Origin of the sequence: Geodermatophilus africanus (assembly GCF_900107105.1) — a bacterium.
Classification (GTDB): Bacteria; Actinomycetota; Actinomycetes; order Mycobacteriales; family Geodermatophilaceae; genus Geodermatophilus; species Geodermatophilus africanus.
The window spans coordinates 148,565-166,609 of sequence record NZ_FNOT01000002.1; the positions used below are offsets into that span (position 1 = coordinate 148,565).

The window sequence follows — 18,045 nt, forward strand, 5'->3', positions numbered from 1 at the left end:
CGCCGACACGGGCGAGGCGCGGTTCATGCCTCTCCCGACCAGTCGGTGCGGATGTCAAGAGTCCCGCGACATCTGTGGACGGCCGCCTGAGCTGGGGATTCGTCTGGCCGGGCACTCGCGGATCGGTTAGACTTCGAACGTCTGATCGATCCGGTGGGAGGTGTCGTGGAGGAGCTGACCGCCGCCCTCGACGGCCTCGCCGCCGAGGACCTCAGCCCGCTGTTCGGCCCGGCGCTGCTGGAGCGGCTGCGGCCGCTGCTGGCCGCGCAGAACCGGCTGGCCGCCGAGATTGCGCGCACCGTGCGGGAGGCCGAGCTGTCCGGTGCCGCCGAGGTCGACGGGCTCACGACCATGACCTCGTGGCTGCGCGGCCACGGGCACCTGTCCACGGCGGAGGCGGCGCGGGTGGTGCGCACCGGCCGGGCGCTGGCCCACCTGCCGGCCCTGGCGCAGGCGTTCGCCGCCGGGGCGGTGACCGGCGAGCAGGCCGGCGTGATCGCCCGGGTGGCCGAGCCCGGACCGCTCGCGCTGGCCGCCGAGCAGGGCGTCGACCTCGAGGTGGTGAACCGGCTGCTGACCGGCGTGGCCTGCGAGCGGCCGCACGCCGATGTGGCGAAGGCGGTGCACCACTACCTCGACCGGCTGGACGCCGACGGCCCGGAGCCCGACCCGACCGAGGGCCGCCGGCTGGTGCTCACCACGCACGCCGACGGGTCGCTCACCGGCCGGTTCGACCTCGATCCGGTCGGCGGGGAGAAGCTGCAGACCGCGCTGGAGGCACTCGTGCAGGGCGGCCGGTCCGCCGGCGACGAGCGCACCCCGGCCCAGCAGCAGGCCGACGCCCTGGTGCAGCTGGCCGACAACGCCCTCGCCTCGGGGAGCCTGCCCGTCCTGCGCGGCCACAAGCCCCAGCTCCTCGTCAAAGTCGCCCTCGACGACCTGGCCGACCCCGCGGTCGGCCGCGGTACCGCGCAGCTGGGCTTCGGCGCCACCATCTCCGCCGCCCGGGCCCGCTGGCTGGCCTGCGACGGGCAGATCACCCGCATCGTGCTGGGCCCCGACGGGCTGCCGCTGGAGCACGGCCGCACGCTGCGGCTGTTCCCGCCGCACGTCCGCCGCGCCGCCGAGGTCCGCGACGGCGGCTGCGTGTTCGCCGGCTGCGCCGCCCCCACCTGGTGGTGCGACGTGCACCACCTGCTGGCCTGGATCGACGGCGGCGCCACCGACCTGGCCAACGCCGCGCTGCTGTGCGAGCGGCACCACACCAAGGTCCACCACGGCTTCCGGGTCGAACGACAACCCGACGGCCGCTGGCGCACCTGGCGCCCCGACGGCACCGAGATCCTGACCGGACCACAGCGCACCGGACCGCCCCTGGTCACCGCCGCTTGACCTGATCACCTGCCTCAGCCGGCAGCCTGCCGATGCCCACCTCCGGGCACCGGCCGGCTGCCCGTGTGCGCGGGCGGTCGCGGTGCCCCGCCGCCTTCGTCAGGGCCGAGGGTGGCCGTGGGCCGGTCCGGGGCCCTCGACACAGCTCAGGCCCGCAGCGTCGTCCACTCCGGGCTCTGCGTGCCGACGGCGACGGCGTGTGCCAGCCGGAGGCTGCCGCTGAGCCAGACGAGGACGTCGTGCAGCCGCAGCCTTGTGAGCGGGACGCCCCCGGTCGCGGTCAGCAGTCCGGACGCCACGGTCTCGAGCGCACCGAAGGCCTCGGCGTTGGCCCGCAGTTCCCGGTGCACGACCGCCTCGAGACCGCTGTCGCCCTCCTCGACGTGGGACAGCAACTGGCGGCGGGTGGTGCTGCTGACCAGCGGCACGAGGTCCGGACGCCGGTGGTGCAGCGCCGCGGAGAGGTGGTCACGGTGCCGCCCGGGACCGTGTCGATCGACCGCCCGCAGACCGGCGCCGACCGTGCCCGGCTCCTCCAGCACCGACAGCTCCCCGGGCGGGAGCTCCCAGAACGCCCGCCCGTCCGCCCGCACGGCCACGGCCTCGGCGAGCGGGCCGACCTCGTCGAGCGCGGAGCGGACCGCGGCCCAACCGGCCGGGTCGAGGCGGCCGTGCAGCCCCTCGGCGACGAGGACGTCGTCGTCGCCCAGCGGTCCGGCCACCCGCGGGCGGCAGTCGAAGCGCTCGTAGCCGAAGGCCGTGACCCGCACCCACCGACCCTCGGGGGAGCCCGGGGAGCGGAACCACAGCGCCCGCCGCCCCCGCGCGTACCCGAGCACCGCTGCGAGCGCGGTGTCCCAGGAGATCGGCTCCGGTCCGGCGCTGGGCAGGGACAGAGGCGGACCGGTGACCACCTCCCCAGCCTGCTCGACGCCGAGCCGAGCCGCGCCGTCGAGGAGACATGCGCCGGCGTGGCGTGCGCCGCGGTCGTGCGGACGACCCTCGGAACGGGGGCCGGCGGTCGTAGACGTCCGCCTCACCCGGTCGGTGGCCGCCACGTCGTCGGCTCGACGACCGGGACGACCCGGCCGCCCGCGGCCAGATGCAGGCTCCAGCCGCCCGCGATTGCGTCGTCGAGGACCGTGTGCAGCCCCTCGGCCCACTCGTCGTCTCCCGCGGTGACCGCGGCGTGCCCGGGGCGGCACAGCGCCATCGCCAGGTGGGTGATGCCGGCGGAGTGCTCGGTCACGGCCTCGTGCAGGTGCACCAGCCCGCGCAGCGTGGACAGGTCCGGCACCCGTGGCACGTCGTCCACCGGCATGACCACCGGCAGTGCGGTGCCGTCCTCGTACAGCCACGACAGCCAGAGACTGCGGGCGGCGAAGACCGGCGGGTCGAGCAGGTCGGCCCAGCGCTGGGTCAGCTCGGCGGCCGAGCGGACGGGGACCTGGGCGAGCGGGGGCGTCGTCATGCCCGGGACCCTCGCCGATCCTCCGACGCTGCGGTTCGCCGTCCACAGGAGGGCGCCCGTCCACACGGTGGACGACGCCGGTCGCCTGCCTCTGCTACCGGCTCAGCTGCACCACCCGCACCAGCCGTCGCGGCTCTGGCCAGCCAGCACACCGAGGGCCCGGCGCGCACGTACGGTGCCCGTGTACTTCTCAGAACGGGGGACCAGCAATGTGGCCGACCAAGGCGGGCACACAGCTCGCACAGACGATGGAGCTGCCCGCGCCGCCGCCCGCCGAGGTCCCCAGGAAGCAGCGGAAGTGGCTGCGCTGGGGCATCCCGCTGGTGGCCTTCCTGCTGGGCATCGGCGTCGGCGGTGCCGGCGACCAGCCCGATGTGACGACCACCCCGCAGTACCAGTCCCTGCAGGCGGAGATGGACACGGCGCAGGACGAAGCCGACGAGCTCAGCGACGAGGTGGCCGCGGCCGAAGAGCGGGTCCAAACGGCAGCCGCGGCGGCGCAGGCCCGGATAGAACAGCAGAGCCTGACGATCACTCAGCGCGCCACGGACCTCGACCAGCGGGAGCAAGACCTCATCGCACGGGAGAGCGCCGTGCGAGCGGCCGAGCAGGCGGCCACCAGCCGCACCGGAACCAGCAGCTCGTCGTCCTCGTCGTCCTCGTCGTCCGGCTCCGTCTCGTCCGGCGCGGGTAACGCGTCGGTGGCCGAGCCGGAGCCGCAGGTCTCGGCCATCGCCTCCTACGCCAACTGCACCGAGGCCCGCGCCGCCGGCGCCGCCCCCGTCCGCGTCGGCGACCCCGGCTACGGCCGGCACCTCGACCGCGACGGCGACGGGGTCGGCTGCGAGTGACCGCACGGGGCCGGTCCGGACGACGTCCGGACCGGCCCCGCGTCAGTCGTGGGACCCGCCGTCGTCGGGGAGGACCTCGATGCCCGCGTCCGGCGCCAGGCCGAGGAGCGTGTGCGTGGCCGCCAACGTCGTCGCCGGGACATCGGCGTGGGCGCGGTCGGCGGTCAGCTGGAACGGGGTCACCGGTGGCCGAGACCGCCGGGGCCGTGGTCGGCGGGCACCCGCTCGTCCTCGGGCGGCGGCCCGGGCGGGGTCCCGTCGCCGAAGGGCCGGCCGCCGAGCTCCTCGCGGCCGTGCGGGGTCAGCCAGTTCGCGGTGTCGGGGCCGACCGGGATCACCTGGGTGGGGTTGATGTCGGCGTGGACGACGTAGTAGTGCTCCTTGATCTGCGGGAAGTCGATCGTGTCGCCGAACCCCGGGGTCTGGAACAGGTCGCGCGCGTAGCCCCACAGCGCCGGCAGCTCGGTCAGCTTCTGCCGGTTGGCCTTGAAGTGGCCGTGGTAGACGGGGTCGAAGCGGGCCAGCGTGGTGAACAGCCGGACGTCGGCCTCGGTGATCGACTCGCCCATCAGGTAGCGCTGCCCGGCCAGCCGCTCCTCGAGCCAGTCCAGCGCCGTCCACAGCCGCTCGTACGCCTCGTCGTAGGCCCGCTGCGAGCCGGCGAAGCCGCACCGGTACACGCCGTTGTTGACCTCGGTGTAGACGCGCTGCATGACCTCGTCCATCTCGTCCCGCAGCTTCTCCGGGTAGAGGTCCGGCGCGCCGTCGCGGTGGAACCCGGTCCACTCGGTGGAGAGGTCCAGCGTCATCTGCAGGAAGTCGTTGGTGACGACCTGCTTGGTGGGGACGTCCACCATCGCCGGCACCGTGATGCCGCGGTCGTAGTCGGGGAACCGGGCGAGGAAGGCCTGCTGCAGCCGCTCGTGGCCCAGCACCGGGTCGCGGCCGCCGGGGTCGAGGTCGAAGGTCCAGGAGCGCTCGTCGTGGGTCGGTCCGCACAGGCCCATGGAGATGGCGTCCTCCAGGCCGAGCAGCCGGCGCACGATGACCGCCCGGTTCGCCCACGGGCACGCCCGCGCGACGACGAGCCGGTAGCGCCCGGCCTCCACCGGCCACCCGCCCGAGCCGTCGGCGGTGATCCGGTCGGGGATGTAGGCGGTGTCCCGCTGGAACTCCCCGGAGGTGACGTAGCCCGACCCGCTGTTGTCTTCGCTCACGCCCCCAGCGTGATCGACTCCGCGCCGGCCCGCTCGTCAGAGCCGCGTGGTCGTCGCCTTGTCGCGCCGGCCGCCGTAGAACCGCTCGAGCACCTCGCCGAACACCGGCTCGCCGGTCGCGGCGGCCTCGAACAGCGTCATCGACGAGCGGAGCTTGAGCGCGTCCACCGGGCCGAGCACCCGCACCGGGTCGTCGCCGGTCATTGCCAGCAGCGCCCGCGCGCACTCGACCAGCCGCGGCCCGAGCACCGGGTGCGCCAGGTACGCCCGGGCCTCGTCCAGCCCGCCGATCGCGTACCGCTGCGCCATCGGGCTGTGCCCGAGGCCGGCCACCTGCGGGAAGACGAACCACATCCAGTGGCCGCGCTTGGCCCCGGCCCGCAGCTCGCGCAGCGCCTGGTCGTACACGCCGCCGTCCTGGGCCCGGACGAACCGCTCGAGGTCGAAGGGGTCGCTCATCCGCCTCTTCATGACCGGCTGTGCTGCTCGCTACTCCTCCGGGGTCAGTGACGGCGGATGTCGGTGCGCCGTCCCCGGGGCGGGTGGACGCCCGCCGCCATCGCGAGCCGCAGGACGCGGTACCGGTGCGGCCGGTGGGGCTCGAGCAGGGCGAGCATCCGGTCGTCGTTAGCCCGCTCCTCCCGGGCGAGGAGCCAGCCGATGATCGAGGGGATCCCCGAGTCGCCGACGACCACCGCGTCGCGGTCACCCCAGGTCTGGGCGCAGGCAGCTCGCCGTCCAGGGCCCGACGCCCTGCACCGCTCGCAGCCCGTGCGCCTCGACCCGGGCCTCGGGCCCGCCGGGCTGCCAGGTGACCGAGACGGTGCCCGGACCGTCCGGGGTCCAGGTGGCCCGCGCGAAGCGACCCGGGGCGGCGGCCACGGTCGGGTCCCCGGGGAGCATGCGCAGGCTGCCCAGCGTGGACCCGAGGTCGATGTCCCCGACCGGGACCGTCCTGGGCGAACAGGGTCACCGCGGGAGGGCGCCCGCCGGCACGGCGTCCGACCCGGTGCCGGGTACCCCTGCCGGCCGCCGGCCGGCGCCGTTGAGCGCGGCGGTGAGGAACCCCAGGATCGTGCGGGTCAGCCGCTTGCGAGAGTGCGCCCGGCGGTAATCGTGGCCCTCACCGGGCAGCTCCAGGTACTCGACCGGCCGGTCGAGCGCCCGCAGCGCGGCCACGATCTGGTGCGCCTCGCCGATCGGCACGTTGGTGTCGTGCTCGCCGTGCACCACCAGGAGCGGGACGTCGATGAGGTTGGCCGAGGCCAGCGGCGAGATGTCCTCGAGCAGGGCGCGGTCGCGCTCGGGGTGGCCGTACTTGGACACCGCCGCCGCGGCGATCCACGGTTCGCTGTCCCGGTAGAAGGTCACCAGGTCCGACATGCCGCAGACGTCCACACCGGCCGCGAACACCCCCGGCGAGAACGCCAGGGAGGCCAGCGTCAGGTAGCCGCCGTAGGAGCGGCCGGTCACCGCGATCCGCTCCGGGTCGGCGACCCCGGTCGCCACGAGGTGGTCGGCCGCGGCGAGGACGTCGGCGAACGCCGCGTAGCGCCCCGTGAGGTCGTCTGCGTGCACGAACTCCCGCCCGAAGCCGGACGAGCCCCGGATGTTCGGCGCGAACACGGTGAGCCCAGCGGCGGCCAGGGCCTGGTGCTGGGGCGAGAAGGCGGGCCGCTCCTGCGCCTCCGGACCGCCGTGCAGGTAGACCGCCACCGGCCCGGGCTCCTTGAGGTGGCCCGGCGCCCGGTACAGCCAGCCGGTCAACGGCAGCCCGTCGCGGCCGGCGAAGGTCTCCAGCCGGGGGACGACGAGCCGCTGCCGGGGCAGGGGCGGTGCGGAGGTGACCCGGGTCCAGGCGTGGGTGGTGGTGTCCAGGTGCCACAGCTCCCGCGGGCGGGTGGGCCCCTGCACGCCGAGCACCACGCTGGAGCCGTCGCGGCTGAGCACCGGGTCGGCGGCGACCAGCCCGGGCAGCCCGGTGATCGGGGTGCGCCCGCCCGTGGCGGTGTCCATCAGCTCCAGCTCGCTGCGGCCGGCGACGTTCCACACCAGCAGGAGCAGCCGCCCGGCGTCGTCGGCGTCGACGAACTCCAGCTCCGCGTCGTCGCGGGCGGCGAGCGTCCGCGGCTCGCCGCGCCAACCGTTGGGGCCGAACGGGACGCCGATCAGCTGCCGGCGGGGCAGCCCCACGTCGGAGGCGAGGTAGACGTAGACCGGCCCGGAGTGATCCTCCGGCGCCGGCCGGATCAACGCGACGTCGGTGGAGCCGGTCGCGCCGGGCGGCAGGACGCTGAGGTCCTCGTCGGTGAGCCGGTCGACGACGACGACGAACTGCTGCCCGCGCTCGCCGTCGCGGACGACGATGAAGCGCTCCTCCAGCGACACGTCGAGCACGTGGATCAGGTCGCCCTCGGCCAGCGGGTCGAGCCGGCCGGTCGCCGGGTCAGCCAGGTAGGAGCGGGTCGGCGCCCCTTCGGCAGTGCCGGGGAAGGTGATGACGAAGCGGTGCCCGCTGCGCGTCCACGGGCCGAGCTCGGCGTGGGTCTCGGCGTCCCCGGCGACCCGGCGGACGTCGGTGCCGTCGGGCCGCACCACCCACACCGCCGTCCGGACACCGCCGTCGGTAGCGACCTCACAGGTCAGCCAGCGGCTGTCAGCCGCCCACCGGACCTTGACGACCGGGTCGTCGGAGAGCCGGATGTGCCGCGCCTCGGGCTGCTGCCCGTCGAGCACGACGTCCTGGATGTAGACCTGCGGGACGCCGGAGCGGTCGCTGATGAACGCGACGCACCTGGCGTCCGGGGTCATGTTGGGGCCCCAGCTGCCCCAGGCGTCGACGAGCGCATCGGCCAGCGCGGCCGCGGCCTCGACGTCCGCCGGGGCCGCGTCCACGTGCGTCGTCACCGTGCCAGGTCCTCCACCTTCTGCAGCCACATCTCGAGCAGCGCCAGCTGCCACAGCGCGTTGGAGCCGAGCGTCGTCCTGATGGCGTTCGGCTCGCGCAGCATGCGCTCCACCGTCTCCGACCGGAACAGGCCACGCCGTTTGGCGGCCGGGTCGCTCAGCGCATCGCGTACCCGTTCAAGGTACGGCCCGCCGAGCTGCCGGATCGCGGGCACCGGGAAGTAGCCCTTGGTGCGGTCGATCACCGCGTCGGGCACGAGCCCGCGGGCGGCCCGCTTGAGCACGCCCTTCCCGCCGTCGGCCAGCTTGAGCTCCGGCGGGATGCGCCCGGCCAGCTCGACCAGCTCGTGGTCGAGGAACGGGACGCGCGCCTCCAGACCCCAGGCCATCGTCATGTTGTCGACCCGCTTCACGGGGTCGTCCACGAGCATGATCGTGGTGTCATTGCGCAGCGCGGCGTCCACGGCCGTCTCCGCGCCGGGTGCGGCGAACTGCTGGGTGACGAACGCGGTCGGCGCGTTGGCGTCGGGGATCCACTCCGGCTCGAGCACCTCGCCCATCGCCGTCCACCGGCGATCGAAGAACACGCGGGAGTATGCCTCCACCGCGTCGTCCCGCGGGACGCCGGCCAACGGCGGGTACCAGTCGTAGCCGCCGAGCACCTCGTCGGCGCCCTGGCCGGACTGCACCACCTTCACGTGCCGCGACACCTCCTGGGCCAGCAGGTAGAAGGCGACGCAGTCGTGGCTGACCATCGGCTCGCTCATCGCCGCGACGGCGGCGTCGATGCCGGGCAGCAGCCGGGAGTCGTCGATCGGGATGCGGTGGTGGTCGGTGCTGAACCGCTCGGCGACCAGGGTCGAGTACTCGAACTCGTCGCCGGACTCTCCGCCGGCGGACTCGAAGCCGATGCTGAACGTGGCCAGCCCGGTCTGCCCCTGCTCGGCGAGCAGCGCGACCACCAGGCTGGAGTCGATGCCGCCGGAGAGGAGCACGCCGACCGGGACATCGGAGACCATCCGCCGCTCGACCGCGGTGCGCAGCGCGCCGAGCAGCGCCTCCTCCCAGTCGCGGGAGGTCCAGTCGGCGCGGCCGGGGTCGCGGGTGAACTCCGGCCGCCAGTAGACGGTGTCGCGGCTGGTGCCGTCGGCGTCGACGACCCGCACCGTGGCCGGCGGCAGCTTCCGCACGCCGCTGAGGATGGTCAGCGGCGCGGGCACGACGGAGTGGAAGGTCATGTAGTGCGCCAGCGCAGTGCGGTCGATCGAGGTGTCGACGCCGCCGGCGGACACCAGCGCCTGCAGCGTCGAGGCGAACCGCAGCCGGTCGGGCCGGCTGTCGACGTACAGCGGCTTGATGCCGAGCCGGTCGCGGCCGAGCACCACCCGGCCGGTCGCGTGCTCGACGACGGCGAAGGCGAACATGCCCAGGAAGTGCTCGACGCAGGCGGTGCCCCACTGGGCGTGGGCCTTGAGGACCACCTCGGTGTCGGACGTCGAGAAGAAGCGGTGGCCGGCCCGCTCCAGCTCGGCGCGCAACTGCCGGTGGTTGTAGACGATGCCGTTGAAGACGACGGTCAGCCCGAGGTGCGGGTCGGTCATCGGCTGGGCGCCCCGCTCGGACAGGTCGATGATCGACAGCCGGCAGTGGCCGAGGCCCACGGGACCACGCACCCACAGCCCGTCGCCGTCCGGGCCCCGGTGCCGCTGACAGGCGGTCATACGGTCCAACGCGGCGACGTCCGCCCGTCTCCCGTCGAACCGGACCTCACCGGCGAGTCCGCACATGGCCGGATCCCCTCTCCTCGACCACGATCCAGGTGTCCTTGGCGCCGCCGCCCTGGGAGCTGTTGACCACCAGGCTGCCGGGCGCGGCGACGCGGGTGAGGCCGACGTCGGCGAGCCGGCAGTCCTCGGCGCGGGTGCCGGTCAGCAGGACGAACGCCCGCAGGTCGATCAGTCGCGGGTGCAGGCCGTCAGCGGCGAGGGCGGGCGCCGAGGACAGCGGCACCACCTCCTGCGCGACCCACGCCGCCGGGTCCTGGGCCAGCTCGGCGCGCCGCCGCGCGACCTCGGCCGCGGTGGCCGCCGAGCCGATGAGCACGCCTCGCCCGCCGAAGCCGTCGACCGGCTTGGTGACCAGCTCGCCGATCCGCTCGATGACCGCCCGGCGCTCGACCTCGTCGACCGGGCGGTAGGTGGGCACCGACTCCAGCAGCGGCCGCTCGTCGAGGTAGTAGCCGACCAGCTCGGGCACCGCGGCGTACATGGCCTTGTCGTCGGCCACGCCGTTGCCCGGCGCATTGGCCAGCACCACGGCGCCCTCGGCGGCCACGTCGAGCACCTCGGCGCCGACCGGCCGGCCATCGACGTCGGTGAGGTCGGCCAGCTCGCCGTCGATGCGCAGGTAGAGGCAGCCGATCGGCCGGCCACCGGTGCGGTGCACGACCCGGCCGCCTGCGACGTCGAGGTCGTCGGCACCGACCAGCAGCAGCCCGGAGCCCTCGGCCAGCCGGCGGTGCTCGAACCAGGCCGAGCTGGCGGGGCCGCTGGACAGCAGCGCCGCGAAGGTGCCCGGCTCGGCGCGAGCCAGCAGCGTGGAGCGCAGCAGCTCGTAGGCGGATGCCGGGTTGGCCAGTCCGGGCGGGCGCGGCAGGTCCGGCATGACCGCGTCGAGCAGCCGGCGGGCAGCGATGGCGTAGCCGAGGCCGCTGGGGGAGCGGACGTTGTCCTCGAGCACCCGCCAGCCGCCGTACTCGGTGCGCACGATGTCGAAGCCCATGACCGGCGCTCGGACGGCGTCGCCGGGGAGCCGGGCCGCTTCCGGGCGGTACCCGGGGCAGTCGAGGACGACGTCACGCGGCACCACCCCGTCGGCGAGCGCCCGCTGTTCCCCGTACACGTCGCGGAGGAACGACTCCAGTGCGCGGGCGCGCTGGACCAGACCGGCGCCCAGCTCCTGCCACTCGTGCCTGGTGATCACCCGGGGGACCAGGTCGACGCCGAAGAGCCGCTCCTCGCCGTCCACCCGGAAGGTCACCCCCTGCTCGGTGAGCCAGGTGTCGCGCAGCTCGAACCGGCGGGTGACCTCGCCGGGGGAGAGCGTCGAGACGACCTCCAGCATCCCGCGGTAGGCCGGCCGCGGCACCGACCCGGCGCCGATCGCCTCGTCGCCGGCGCGGGCGCGGTAGCGGCGCAGCACCGGTCCGGCCGGCGCGGGTCCGCCGGCCGGACCTTGCGTCTCCTCGACCACCAGGCGCATCACGTCGGTGAGGTCGCCGCGCCCGGCGAGGGCGGTGCGCTGCCGGTCGGCGGAGTTGCCGCGGGCCAGCGCGGTCTCTGCCAGCTCCGTGACGGCGTCCCAGTCGCCGAGCTCCTCCAGCTGCGGGCGCAGCCGGGCGACCAGGCCGCGCACCACTTCGGCCGCCGGCCGCGGGCGCGGGTGGGTGGCGCCGTCGAGCAACTCGCGGGTCAGCCCGCCGCGCGCAGCCTGCCAGACGGCGGCCCGGTGCAGCGGCGCCGGGGCGGGGGTGTGCGGGCCGCCGGCCTCGACGTCGAGCTCGGCGGCCCGGACCATCGCGCGGAACAGGCCGGCGATGAGCACCGCGTCGTCCACCAGCGGGCAGGCGTCGCAGACCCGCAGCTCCAGGGTCGGCGCGTGCGATGACGGGCGGACGTCGAAGTAGGCCATCCTGGCGTCGGCGATGACACCGGAGCCGATGAGGTCGGCGAGCAGCTCGTCGTACTCGGCAGCCGAGGCGAGCGGGCCGGTCGACCCGGAGGTGGGCCATCGCTGCCAGATGATCGTCCGGATGCTGGCGTAGCCGGTGTCGTGGCCGTTCCAGAACGGCGAGCTGGCGGAGAGGGCGAGCAGCACCGGCAGGTCACGGGCGACCCGCTGGGCGATCTCCACGGCGAGGTCACGGTCGGAGACGCCGACGTGCACCTGCGTGCCGCAGATCAGCTGCTCGTCGACGAGGAGGCGGTACTGCTCCTGCATGCGGCCGTAGCGGCCGGTGCTGGTCAGCTCGAAGTCGGCGAAGGTGGAGCGCGGCGCAGTCCCGACGGCGGCGACGCCGAGGCCCTCCCGACCGGCGACGGCGATCAGCTCCTTGCGCAGCCGCAGCAGTTCCTCGCGGAGCTCGCCGAGCGAGCGGACGACGGCGGTGTTGGTCTCGACCGTGGTGCGCTGCAGCTCGGCCGAGTAGGACGTGCTGGGCAGGCGGCTGAGCAGCAGCGGCGCCCGCGCCGACAGCTCCCACCGGTCGAGGGCGATGAGGTGGAGTTCCTCCTCGGCGCCGAGCGTCAGCTCTGCGGCCACTCTGGGACGGTAGCGAGACGCGCGTCACTTCCGGGTATCGCGGGTGTTCCCATCGCGTCAACTCGCGGGGCCGCGTGTCCGGGGGTACGGGTCGTCGGGCGGCCGCGGGTCGGGGCGCCCCTGCGGGAGCTCGTGCCGGCGTGCTCCCTGGACACAGCGGCCACCTGCACTCGGGGTGCTGCGGTCCGACCCAGCCCTGGCCGCCCTCGGAGGTAGGACCGCCGGGAGCGACGTGGACCCCGCGACGTCGAGCAGGTACTGCGGCCGGGAGAACGGCTGCTCGGGGTCGAGCACGTGGTGGTGTCGCACCACGGCGCCCCGGCCCGCGACGCGCGCGCATCGCCGTCGTCTCGCCGGTGCGGGGTCGCCGTGCCAGAGCAGCAGCCGGCCCTGCCGGGTCGGGACGTCGCGGCGCTCCACCGGTCCGGCCAGCCGGGCGGCCGTCGCCCGCGGGTGGTTGCCGGCCAGTTCGGCCCGGTCGGCGCCTCGATCCGCCGGGCGGCCATGTCGCCGCCCGGGTGCGCCCGGCACCACCCCGCTCTGCCAGGCTGCGACCACCGTCGCCGACCCGAGAGGACACACCGTGTCGCAGTCGCCGGGCCCGCTCGCGGGGCTGACCGTCGTGGAGCTGACGTCGACGTTCCTCGGCCCGTACTGCGCGGTGCTCCTAGCCCAGCTGGGGGCGCGGGTCGTCAAGGTCGAGCCGCCGGCGGGCGACATCATCCGCGGCGTCGGCGACGAGCACGGCTCCGGGCTCGGTCCGGCGTTCCTCACCTTCAACCGCGGCAAGGAGTCCGTCGTCCTCGACCTGACGACGCCGGCCGGCCGGGAGGCGCTCGACCGGCTGGTGGACGAGGCCGACGTGGTGCTGCACAACATGCGGCCGCGCGCCGCCGCCCGGCTGGGGATCGACGCCGCGACGGTGCTGGCCCGCAACCCCCGCGTCGTGCACTGCGCCGCCGTCGGCTACGGCTCCGCCGGCCCCTACCGCGACGAGCCCGCCTACGACGACGTCGTGCAGGGCGTCTCCGGGCTGGCCGCGGTGCAGGGCGGCACGGGGGAGCCGCAGTACGTGCGCACCCAGGTCGTCGACAAGACCGTCGGGGTGATGGCGCTGGCCGCCGTCCTCGCCGCCCTGCACGAGCGGTCGGTCTCCGGCCGCGGGCAGGCCGTCGAGGTGCCGATGTTCGAGTCGATGGCGAGCTACCTGCTCATGGAGCAGCAGGGCGGGCGGGTGTACGCCGGCCGCACCGGCGGCACCGGCTACGCCCGGACGGCCTCGCCCTACCGCCGCCCGCACCGCACGGCGGACGGCGTCATCGCGGTGCTGCTCTACACGGACGCGCACTGGCGCGACTTCTTCCGGCTCGTCGGCCGTGACGACCTCGCCGACGACCCGGAGCTGACCTCCATCCGCGGGCGCACCCGGCGCATCGACGAGCTCTACCGGCTGGTCGACGAGGAGCTCGCCCGCCGTCCCACCGCCCACTGGCTGCGGGTGCTGCGCGAGCGGCACGTCCCGGCCATGCCGGTGAACACCGTCGAGGACCTCTTCGACGACGAGCACCTGGCCGCGGTCGGGTTCTTCGAGACCGTCGAGCACCCCACCGAGGGCACGCTGGTGCACGCCCGGCTGCCGTGGACCTTCGGCCGCAGCGGCGCCCCGACGCTCGCGGGCGCACCCGCCCTCGGCCAACACACGGAGGCGGTCCTGCGCGCCGCCGGACTGGACGACGATGCCATCCGGGCCGCGCACGGACGACCGAGCCACCCGGCCGGCGAGCCGCGGTCCGGCCCCCCAGCCTGACGCGCCGTCGTGCCGGTCGAGGCCCCCGGATGTGCACGTGTCGGTCAGGGACCTCGTCGGATCACGTCCGCCAAGCGGCGCGCTCCGACGCGACGAGCAGGATCGCCGCCGCCAGCGCGCACCCGGCGCTGAACGTGAACCCCGGGCCGTAGCCGAACGCGGTGATCAGCGCCCCGGCGGCGAGGGGGGCCACGACCCGCCCGAACTGGACGGCCAGCGCCTGCTGCCCCGACACCGCCGCGAAGACCGGCCCCGGCACGTACTCCCCGAGCAGCGCCGGCCGAGCGATGTTGAGGACGCCGAAGCCGATGCCGAAGAGCAGCACGAACACCACGGTGGCCGCGGGCTGGGGGAGCGCGAACAGCATGGCCACGCCGACCGCCTGCCCGACGACCATCGCCGCGGTGACGGTGCCGATGCCCACCCGCGCGGCCAGCACGGTGAGCACCACGCGCCCGGTCACCGACAGCGCACCGAGCCCGCCGGCCGCCACCGCGGCCAGTCCCGCCGGTGCCCCGGCCTCGAGCAGGTAGGCGACGAGGAACACCGCCACGGTCGCGTTCGCCACCATCTGCAGCGCCGCGGCCAGGGTCAGCCAGCGCACCGCGGGTCGCCGCCACGCCCCGCCCGCGCCGCGGTACGGGGACAGGTCGGCCTCGGGCACCGCCGACGCGGGGGCCGACGACGTGCCGTCGTCGGGGCGGCCGTCGGGCACCAGCCCCATGTCGGCCGGTGACCGCCGCAGCACGAGCGCGTGCGGCAGGGCGCAGGCCGCTACCACGCCGGCGAGGACGAGCAGCGCCGACCGCCAGCCGAGGCCGTCGATGAGCAACTGCGATGCGGGCAGGAAGACCGTCGAGGCGAACCCGGCGACCACGGTGAGGGTCAGCAGCGCCCGGGGACGGTCGCGGCGGAACCACATGTTGATCACCGCATACGCCGGCTCGTACAGGACCGCAGCGCTCGCCAGGCCGATGCCCACGAACGCCAGGTAGAGCTGGGGGAGGTCCTGCGCCTGCGACCACGCCACCACCGACGCCCCGCCGAGCAGGCTCCCGCCTGCCATGACCCAGCGGGCGCCGAACCGGTCGAGCCACCGGCCGACCACGACGGCGCCGAGCCCACTGAGCGCGAGGGAGAGCGTGAGCGCTCCCGACACCTGCGCCGTCGAGGCCTCGAGCTCCTCGCGCATCGGCACGAGGAAGACGGCGAACGAGTAGTAGAGGACGCCGTAGGAGACGATCTCGGTGACCGACAGCGCCCACACCATCCGCCAGCCGGGGAAGTCCCGGCGCCGCCGGGCCGCCGCCGCCCGCGCGGGTCCCACGCTCAGCGGGACCTCACGAGCCGCGGCGGGCGACCCTGCCGGAGCCGGCCTGGTCGACCGGGTAGACGAGGACGTCGGCGACGACGACGTGCGGCGGCCGGCTCGCGATCCAGGTGACGACCTCGGCGACGTCCGCGGGCGACAGCGGCGTCATCCCCTCGTAGACGGCCTTCGCCGGGGCCTCGTCCCCGTCGAAGCGGACGAGGGAGAACTCGGTCTCCACCATGCCCGGGTCGACCTGGCTGACCCGCACCCCGCTGCCGAGGACGTCCATCCGCATGCCGCGGGTGATCCGCTCGACCGCGGCCTTGGTCGCGCAGTACACGGCACCGCCGGGGTAGACCTCGCGCCCGGCGTTCGAGCCGATGTTGACCACGTGCCCGGCGCCGCGCTCGACCATGCCGGGCAGCACGCAGGCGGAGACGTTGAGCAGACCGCGGACGTTCGTGTCCAGCATCCGGTCCCAGTCGTCGGGGTCGTCGGTGTGGATGGGACCGCGGCCGGCCGCCAGCCCGGCGTTGTTGACCAGGACGTCGATCGGCGTCCACTCGGCGGGCAGCGAGGTCAGCGCGGCCGACACCGCGGCGCGGTCCCGGACGTCGAGGGTCAGCGGCAGGACCGCGTCCCCGTGCCGGGCACGGAGGTCGGCCAGCCGCTCGGTGCGGCGGGCGGCGGCGACCACGCGGGCGCCCTCGGCCAGGAAGGCCTCGACGCACGCCCGGCCGATGCCGCTCGAGGCTCCGGTCACCAGCACGATCCGTCCAGCGCTCACAGGGTCTCCGATGCTCGTGGGTGGGAGGTCAGCGGCGGGCCGGCGCGCCGGCCCGGGAGCCCGACGGCGCCCGGGTACGGCGGAAGGCGACCGGCTCGGCACCGCCGTCGCCGACGAGCTGGGTGTCGAGGTAGGAGTCGCGGGACTCCTGCACGTGCACCCGCATCGCCGTCGCCGCCGCCTCGGCCCGGCCGGTCGCGATGAGCTCGGCGACCTCGCGGTGCTCGGCCCACGCGCGCGGGGCGATGGTGCCGACCAGCGGCGCGAAGAACCAGCGGCTGCGCTGGGAGAGCTGCTCGCCGAACCGCAGCAGGAGGTGGTTGCGCGCGCACAGCAGCACGGCGCGGTGGAAGCGCGCGGTGTGCCCGGCCATCTGCTGGGTCGGGACGCCGCGCGCCCAGTCGGCGTCGGCCTCGTCGCAGATGGCGAGCAGCGCCGCGGCGTCCTCAGGGGTGCAGCGCTGGGCGGCGAGCTCCGCGGCGGAGCGCTCCACCAGCTCGCGGGCCTCGAAGAACTCCTCGACCTGCTGCCGGGTCGGCTGGTTGACGAAGGCCCCGTGGCGCGGCCGCAGCGTGATCCAGCCGTCGTGGTGCAGGCGCTGCAGGGCCTCGCGCACCGGCCCGCGGCTCACCCCGAGCTCGGCGGCGAGGCGTTCCTCGACGAGGTGGTCACCGGGCGCGAGCGTGCGCGAGATGAGCAGCTCCTGCAGCCGTCCGTAGACGTGCTCGCGCAGCGGGACGGCGTGGATGTGGTCGGCGCCGGACACCTGCCTCACCGCCCTCCCGCCTGGTGTGCGCTCGCAGCGTCACACAAGTGTAAACAGTAGACAAGAGCTGATGTGACCTGCTTCACTCGGCCCTCGACCGCACGGCTCCGCCCCGAGCCCGCCCGGACTAGGAGCCCGACCGGGGGAGCCGACGACCCGCACCGACCAGGAAGGCCAACGATGACCTCCACCCCGACCCCCGCCCGGCCGGCCCCCCGTCTCCTCGGCACGGCCCTGGCCGCGGCCCTCCTGCTCAGCGCCTGCGGCGGGGGCGACTCCGGCGGCGGCGGCGAGACGAGCGGGGAGGGCGCGCAGCCCGGCGGCCCCCTGACCTTCGCCACGGGTGGCACCGGCGGCGTCTACTACCCCTACGGCGGCGGCATCGCCAATCTGCTCAGCTCCGAGCTGGAGGGGACGACGGTCACCGTCCAGGAGACCAACGCCTCGGTCGACAACATGCAGCTGCTGGCCTCCGGTCAGGCGCAGCTCGCCTTCGGTCTCGGTGACGTCGTCTCCGACGCGGCCAACGGCGAGAACACCTTCTCCGAGGCGCTGCCGCTCTGCTCGCTGGGCAACATCTACAACAACTTCACGCACGTCTTCACGACCGCGGACACCGGGATCACCTCGATCGAGGACCTCCGCGGCAAGCGCGTCTCGCCCGGGGCCGTCGGCTCGGCCTCGGAGGTCACCGCCGACCGGATCATGCAGGCGGCCGGCCTCGACCCGCAGGCCGACATCGAGCGCGCCCAGCTGGGGGTCGCGGAGACCGTCGCGGCGATCCAGGACGGCAGCGTCGATGCGGGCTTCTGGTCCGGCGGTCTGCCCACCGGTGCCATCGTCGAGCTGGCCAACAACGCCGACCTGGTCCTCATCCCGACCGCGGAGTACACCGACGCGATGGCCGAGCAGTACGGCGACTACTACTTCGCCGACGAGATCCCGGCCGGCACCTACGAGGGGCAGACCGAGGCCTCGCCGCAAGTCGTCTCGCCGAACATCCTCGTCGTCCGCGACGACATGGACGAGCAGCTGCAGGAGGACATCACGCGGACGATCTTCGAGAACAAGGAGCAGCTGCTCACCGTCCACCCGGCGGCCGAGGAGCTGGACCCGGCCACGGCCGGCGAGGTCGGCTTCATCGAGACCTGTCCCGGCGCGCAGGCCTACTTCGACTCCGTGGGCTGACCGGGCAGCGAGCGCAGGAGGTACCGG

General features: G+C 74.8%; 17 protein-coding genes. 4 read left to right on the plus strand and 13 right to left on the minus strand.

The genetic code is table 11. The features are described from left to right. The first annotated feature begins 165 nt into the window (after window positions 1–165). Window positions 166–1,392, plus strand: coding sequence for an HNH endonuclease signature motif containing protein (locus tag BLW63_RS03345; RefSeq protein ID WP_091151490.1), 1,227 nt, complete (start codon window positions 166–168; stop codon window positions 1,390–1,392). Between the two features lie 146 nt (window positions 1,393–1,538). Here the strand turns inward: BLW63_RS03345 and BLW63_RS03350 are convergent, their stop codons facing one another. Together BLW63_RS03350 and BLW63_RS03355 are read right to left on the minus strand one after the other, a co-directional pair. Then, the gene (locus tag BLW63_RS03350; RefSeq protein ID WP_091152206.1) at window positions 1,539–2,306 is read right to left on the minus strand and encodes a DUF6308 family protein; all 768 of its coding nucleotides are present in this window, start codon (window positions 2,304–2,306) and stop codon (window positions 1,539–1,541) included. 122 nt (window positions 2,307–2,428) lie between these two features. Next, window positions 2,429–2,863 (minus strand): hypothetical protein, encoded by a 435-nt coding sequence (locus BLW63_RS03355; RefSeq protein ID WP_091151492.1) that lies wholly within the window; start codon window positions 2,861–2,863, stop codon window positions 2,429–2,431. Window positions 2,864–3,072: 209 nt separating this feature from the next. Here BLW63_RS03355 and BLW63_RS27260 point away from each other — a divergent pair, with 209 nt between their 5' ends. Continuing rightward, window positions 3,073–3,714 (plus strand): excalibur calcium-binding domain-containing protein, encoded by a 642-nt coding sequence (locus BLW63_RS27260; protein WP_211516980.1) that lies wholly within the window; start codon window positions 3,073–3,075, stop codon window positions 3,712–3,714. Window positions 3,715–3,756: 42 nt separating this feature from the next. Here BLW63_RS27260 and BLW63_RS26615 read toward each other — a convergent pair whose 3' ends face one another. The 8 genes from BLW63_RS26615 to BLW63_RS03395 form a co-directional block, all read right to left on the minus strand. Continuing rightward, window positions 3,757–3,897 (minus strand): hypothetical protein, encoded by a 141-nt coding sequence (locus BLW63_RS26615; RefSeq protein ID WP_170856625.1) that lies wholly within the window; start codon window positions 3,895–3,897, stop codon window positions 3,757–3,759. Beyond that, on the minus strand, window positions 3,894–4,931 hold the full coding sequence (locus BLW63_RS03365; RefSeq protein ID WP_091151494.1) for a glutathione S-transferase family protein: 1,038 nt from the start codon (window positions 4,929–4,931) through the stop codon (window positions 3,894–3,896). The genes BLW63_RS26615 and BLW63_RS03365 overlap by 4 nt, the downstream gene beginning before the upstream one ends. Window positions 4,932–4,967: 36 nt before the next feature. Next, window positions 4,968–5,390, minus strand: coding sequence for a DUF1810 domain-containing protein (locus BLW63_RS03370; protein ID WP_091151497.1), 423 nt, complete (start codon window positions 5,388–5,390; stop codon window positions 4,968–4,970). A 44-nt stretch (window positions 5,391–5,434) separates the two neighbouring features. Further along, window positions 5,435–5,626: a hypothetical protein gene (locus BLW63_RS03375; RefSeq protein ID WP_091151499.1), complete on the minus strand. Its 192-nt coding sequence runs from the start codon at window positions 5,624–5,626 to the stop codon at window positions 5,435–5,437. A 10-nt stretch (window positions 5,627–5,636) separates the two neighbouring features. Then, complete coding sequence (locus BLW63_RS26620) at window positions 5,637–5,813, minus strand: hypothetical protein (protein ID WP_170856626.1); 177 nt, start codon at window positions 5,811–5,813, stop codon at window positions 5,637–5,639. An 87-nt stretch (window positions 5,814–5,900) separates the two neighbouring features. Then, window positions 5,901–7,838, minus strand: a complete 1,938-nt coding sequence (locus tag BLW63_RS03385; protein WP_091151501.1) for a S9 family peptidase — start codon at window positions 7,836–7,838, stop codon at window positions 5,901–5,903. Continuing rightward, on the minus strand, window positions 7,835–9,625 hold the full coding sequence (locus tag BLW63_RS03390) for an N-acetylglutaminylglutamine amidotransferase (protein WP_091151503.1): 1,791 nt from the start codon (window positions 9,623–9,625) through the stop codon (window positions 7,835–7,837). The genes BLW63_RS03385 and BLW63_RS03390 overlap by 4 nt, the downstream gene beginning before the upstream one ends. Then, window positions 9,606–12,158, minus strand: coding sequence for a carboxylate--amine ligase/circularly permuted type 2 ATP-grasp protein (locus BLW63_RS03395; protein WP_211516981.1), 2,553 nt, complete (start codon window positions 12,156–12,158; stop codon window positions 9,606–9,608). The genes BLW63_RS03390 and BLW63_RS03395 overlap by 20 nt, the downstream gene beginning before the upstream one ends. Window positions 12,159–12,741: 583 nt before the next feature. Here BLW63_RS03395 and BLW63_RS03400 point away from each other — a divergent pair. Continuing rightward, the gene (locus tag BLW63_RS03400) at window positions 12,742–13,965 is read left to right on the plus strand and encodes a CaiB/BaiF CoA transferase family protein (RefSeq protein WP_091151504.1); all 1,224 of its coding nucleotides are present in this window, start codon (window positions 12,742–12,744) and stop codon (window positions 13,963–13,965) included. Window positions 13,966–14,026: 61 nt separating this feature from the next. Here the strand turns inward: BLW63_RS03400 and BLW63_RS03405 are convergent, their stop codons facing one another. Genes BLW63_RS03405 through BLW63_RS03415 form a run of 3 tightly spaced genes read right to left on the minus strand, consistent with a single transcriptional unit; the run spans window position 14,027 to window position 16,839 of the window. Next, the gene (locus BLW63_RS03405) at window positions 14,027–15,292 is read right to left on the minus strand and encodes an MFS transporter (RefSeq protein WP_244522325.1); all 1,266 of its coding nucleotides are present in this window, start codon (window positions 15,290–15,292) and stop codon (window positions 14,027–14,029) included. Window positions 15,293–15,305: 13 nt separating this feature from the next. Then, a complete protein-coding gene (locus BLW63_RS03410; RefSeq protein ID WP_091151506.1) occupies window positions 15,306–16,064 on the minus strand; it encodes an SDR family NAD(P)-dependent oxidoreductase in 759 nt (252 codons plus the stop codon). Between the two features lie 28 nt (window positions 16,065–16,092). Further along, a complete protein-coding gene (locus BLW63_RS03415; protein WP_244522326.1) occupies window positions 16,093–16,839 on the minus strand; it encodes a GntR family transcriptional regulator in 747 nt (248 codons plus the stop codon). A 171-nt stretch (window positions 16,840–17,010) separates the two neighbouring features. On the opposite strand from BLW63_RS03415, the gene BLW63_RS03420 reads away from it, so the two are divergent. Further along, window positions 17,011–18,018: a TAXI family TRAP transporter solute-binding subunit gene (locus BLW63_RS03420; RefSeq protein WP_091151510.1), complete on the plus strand. Its 1,008-nt coding sequence runs from the start codon at window positions 17,011–17,013 to the stop codon at window positions 18,016–18,018. Window positions 18,019–18,045: the final 27 nt, after the last annotated feature.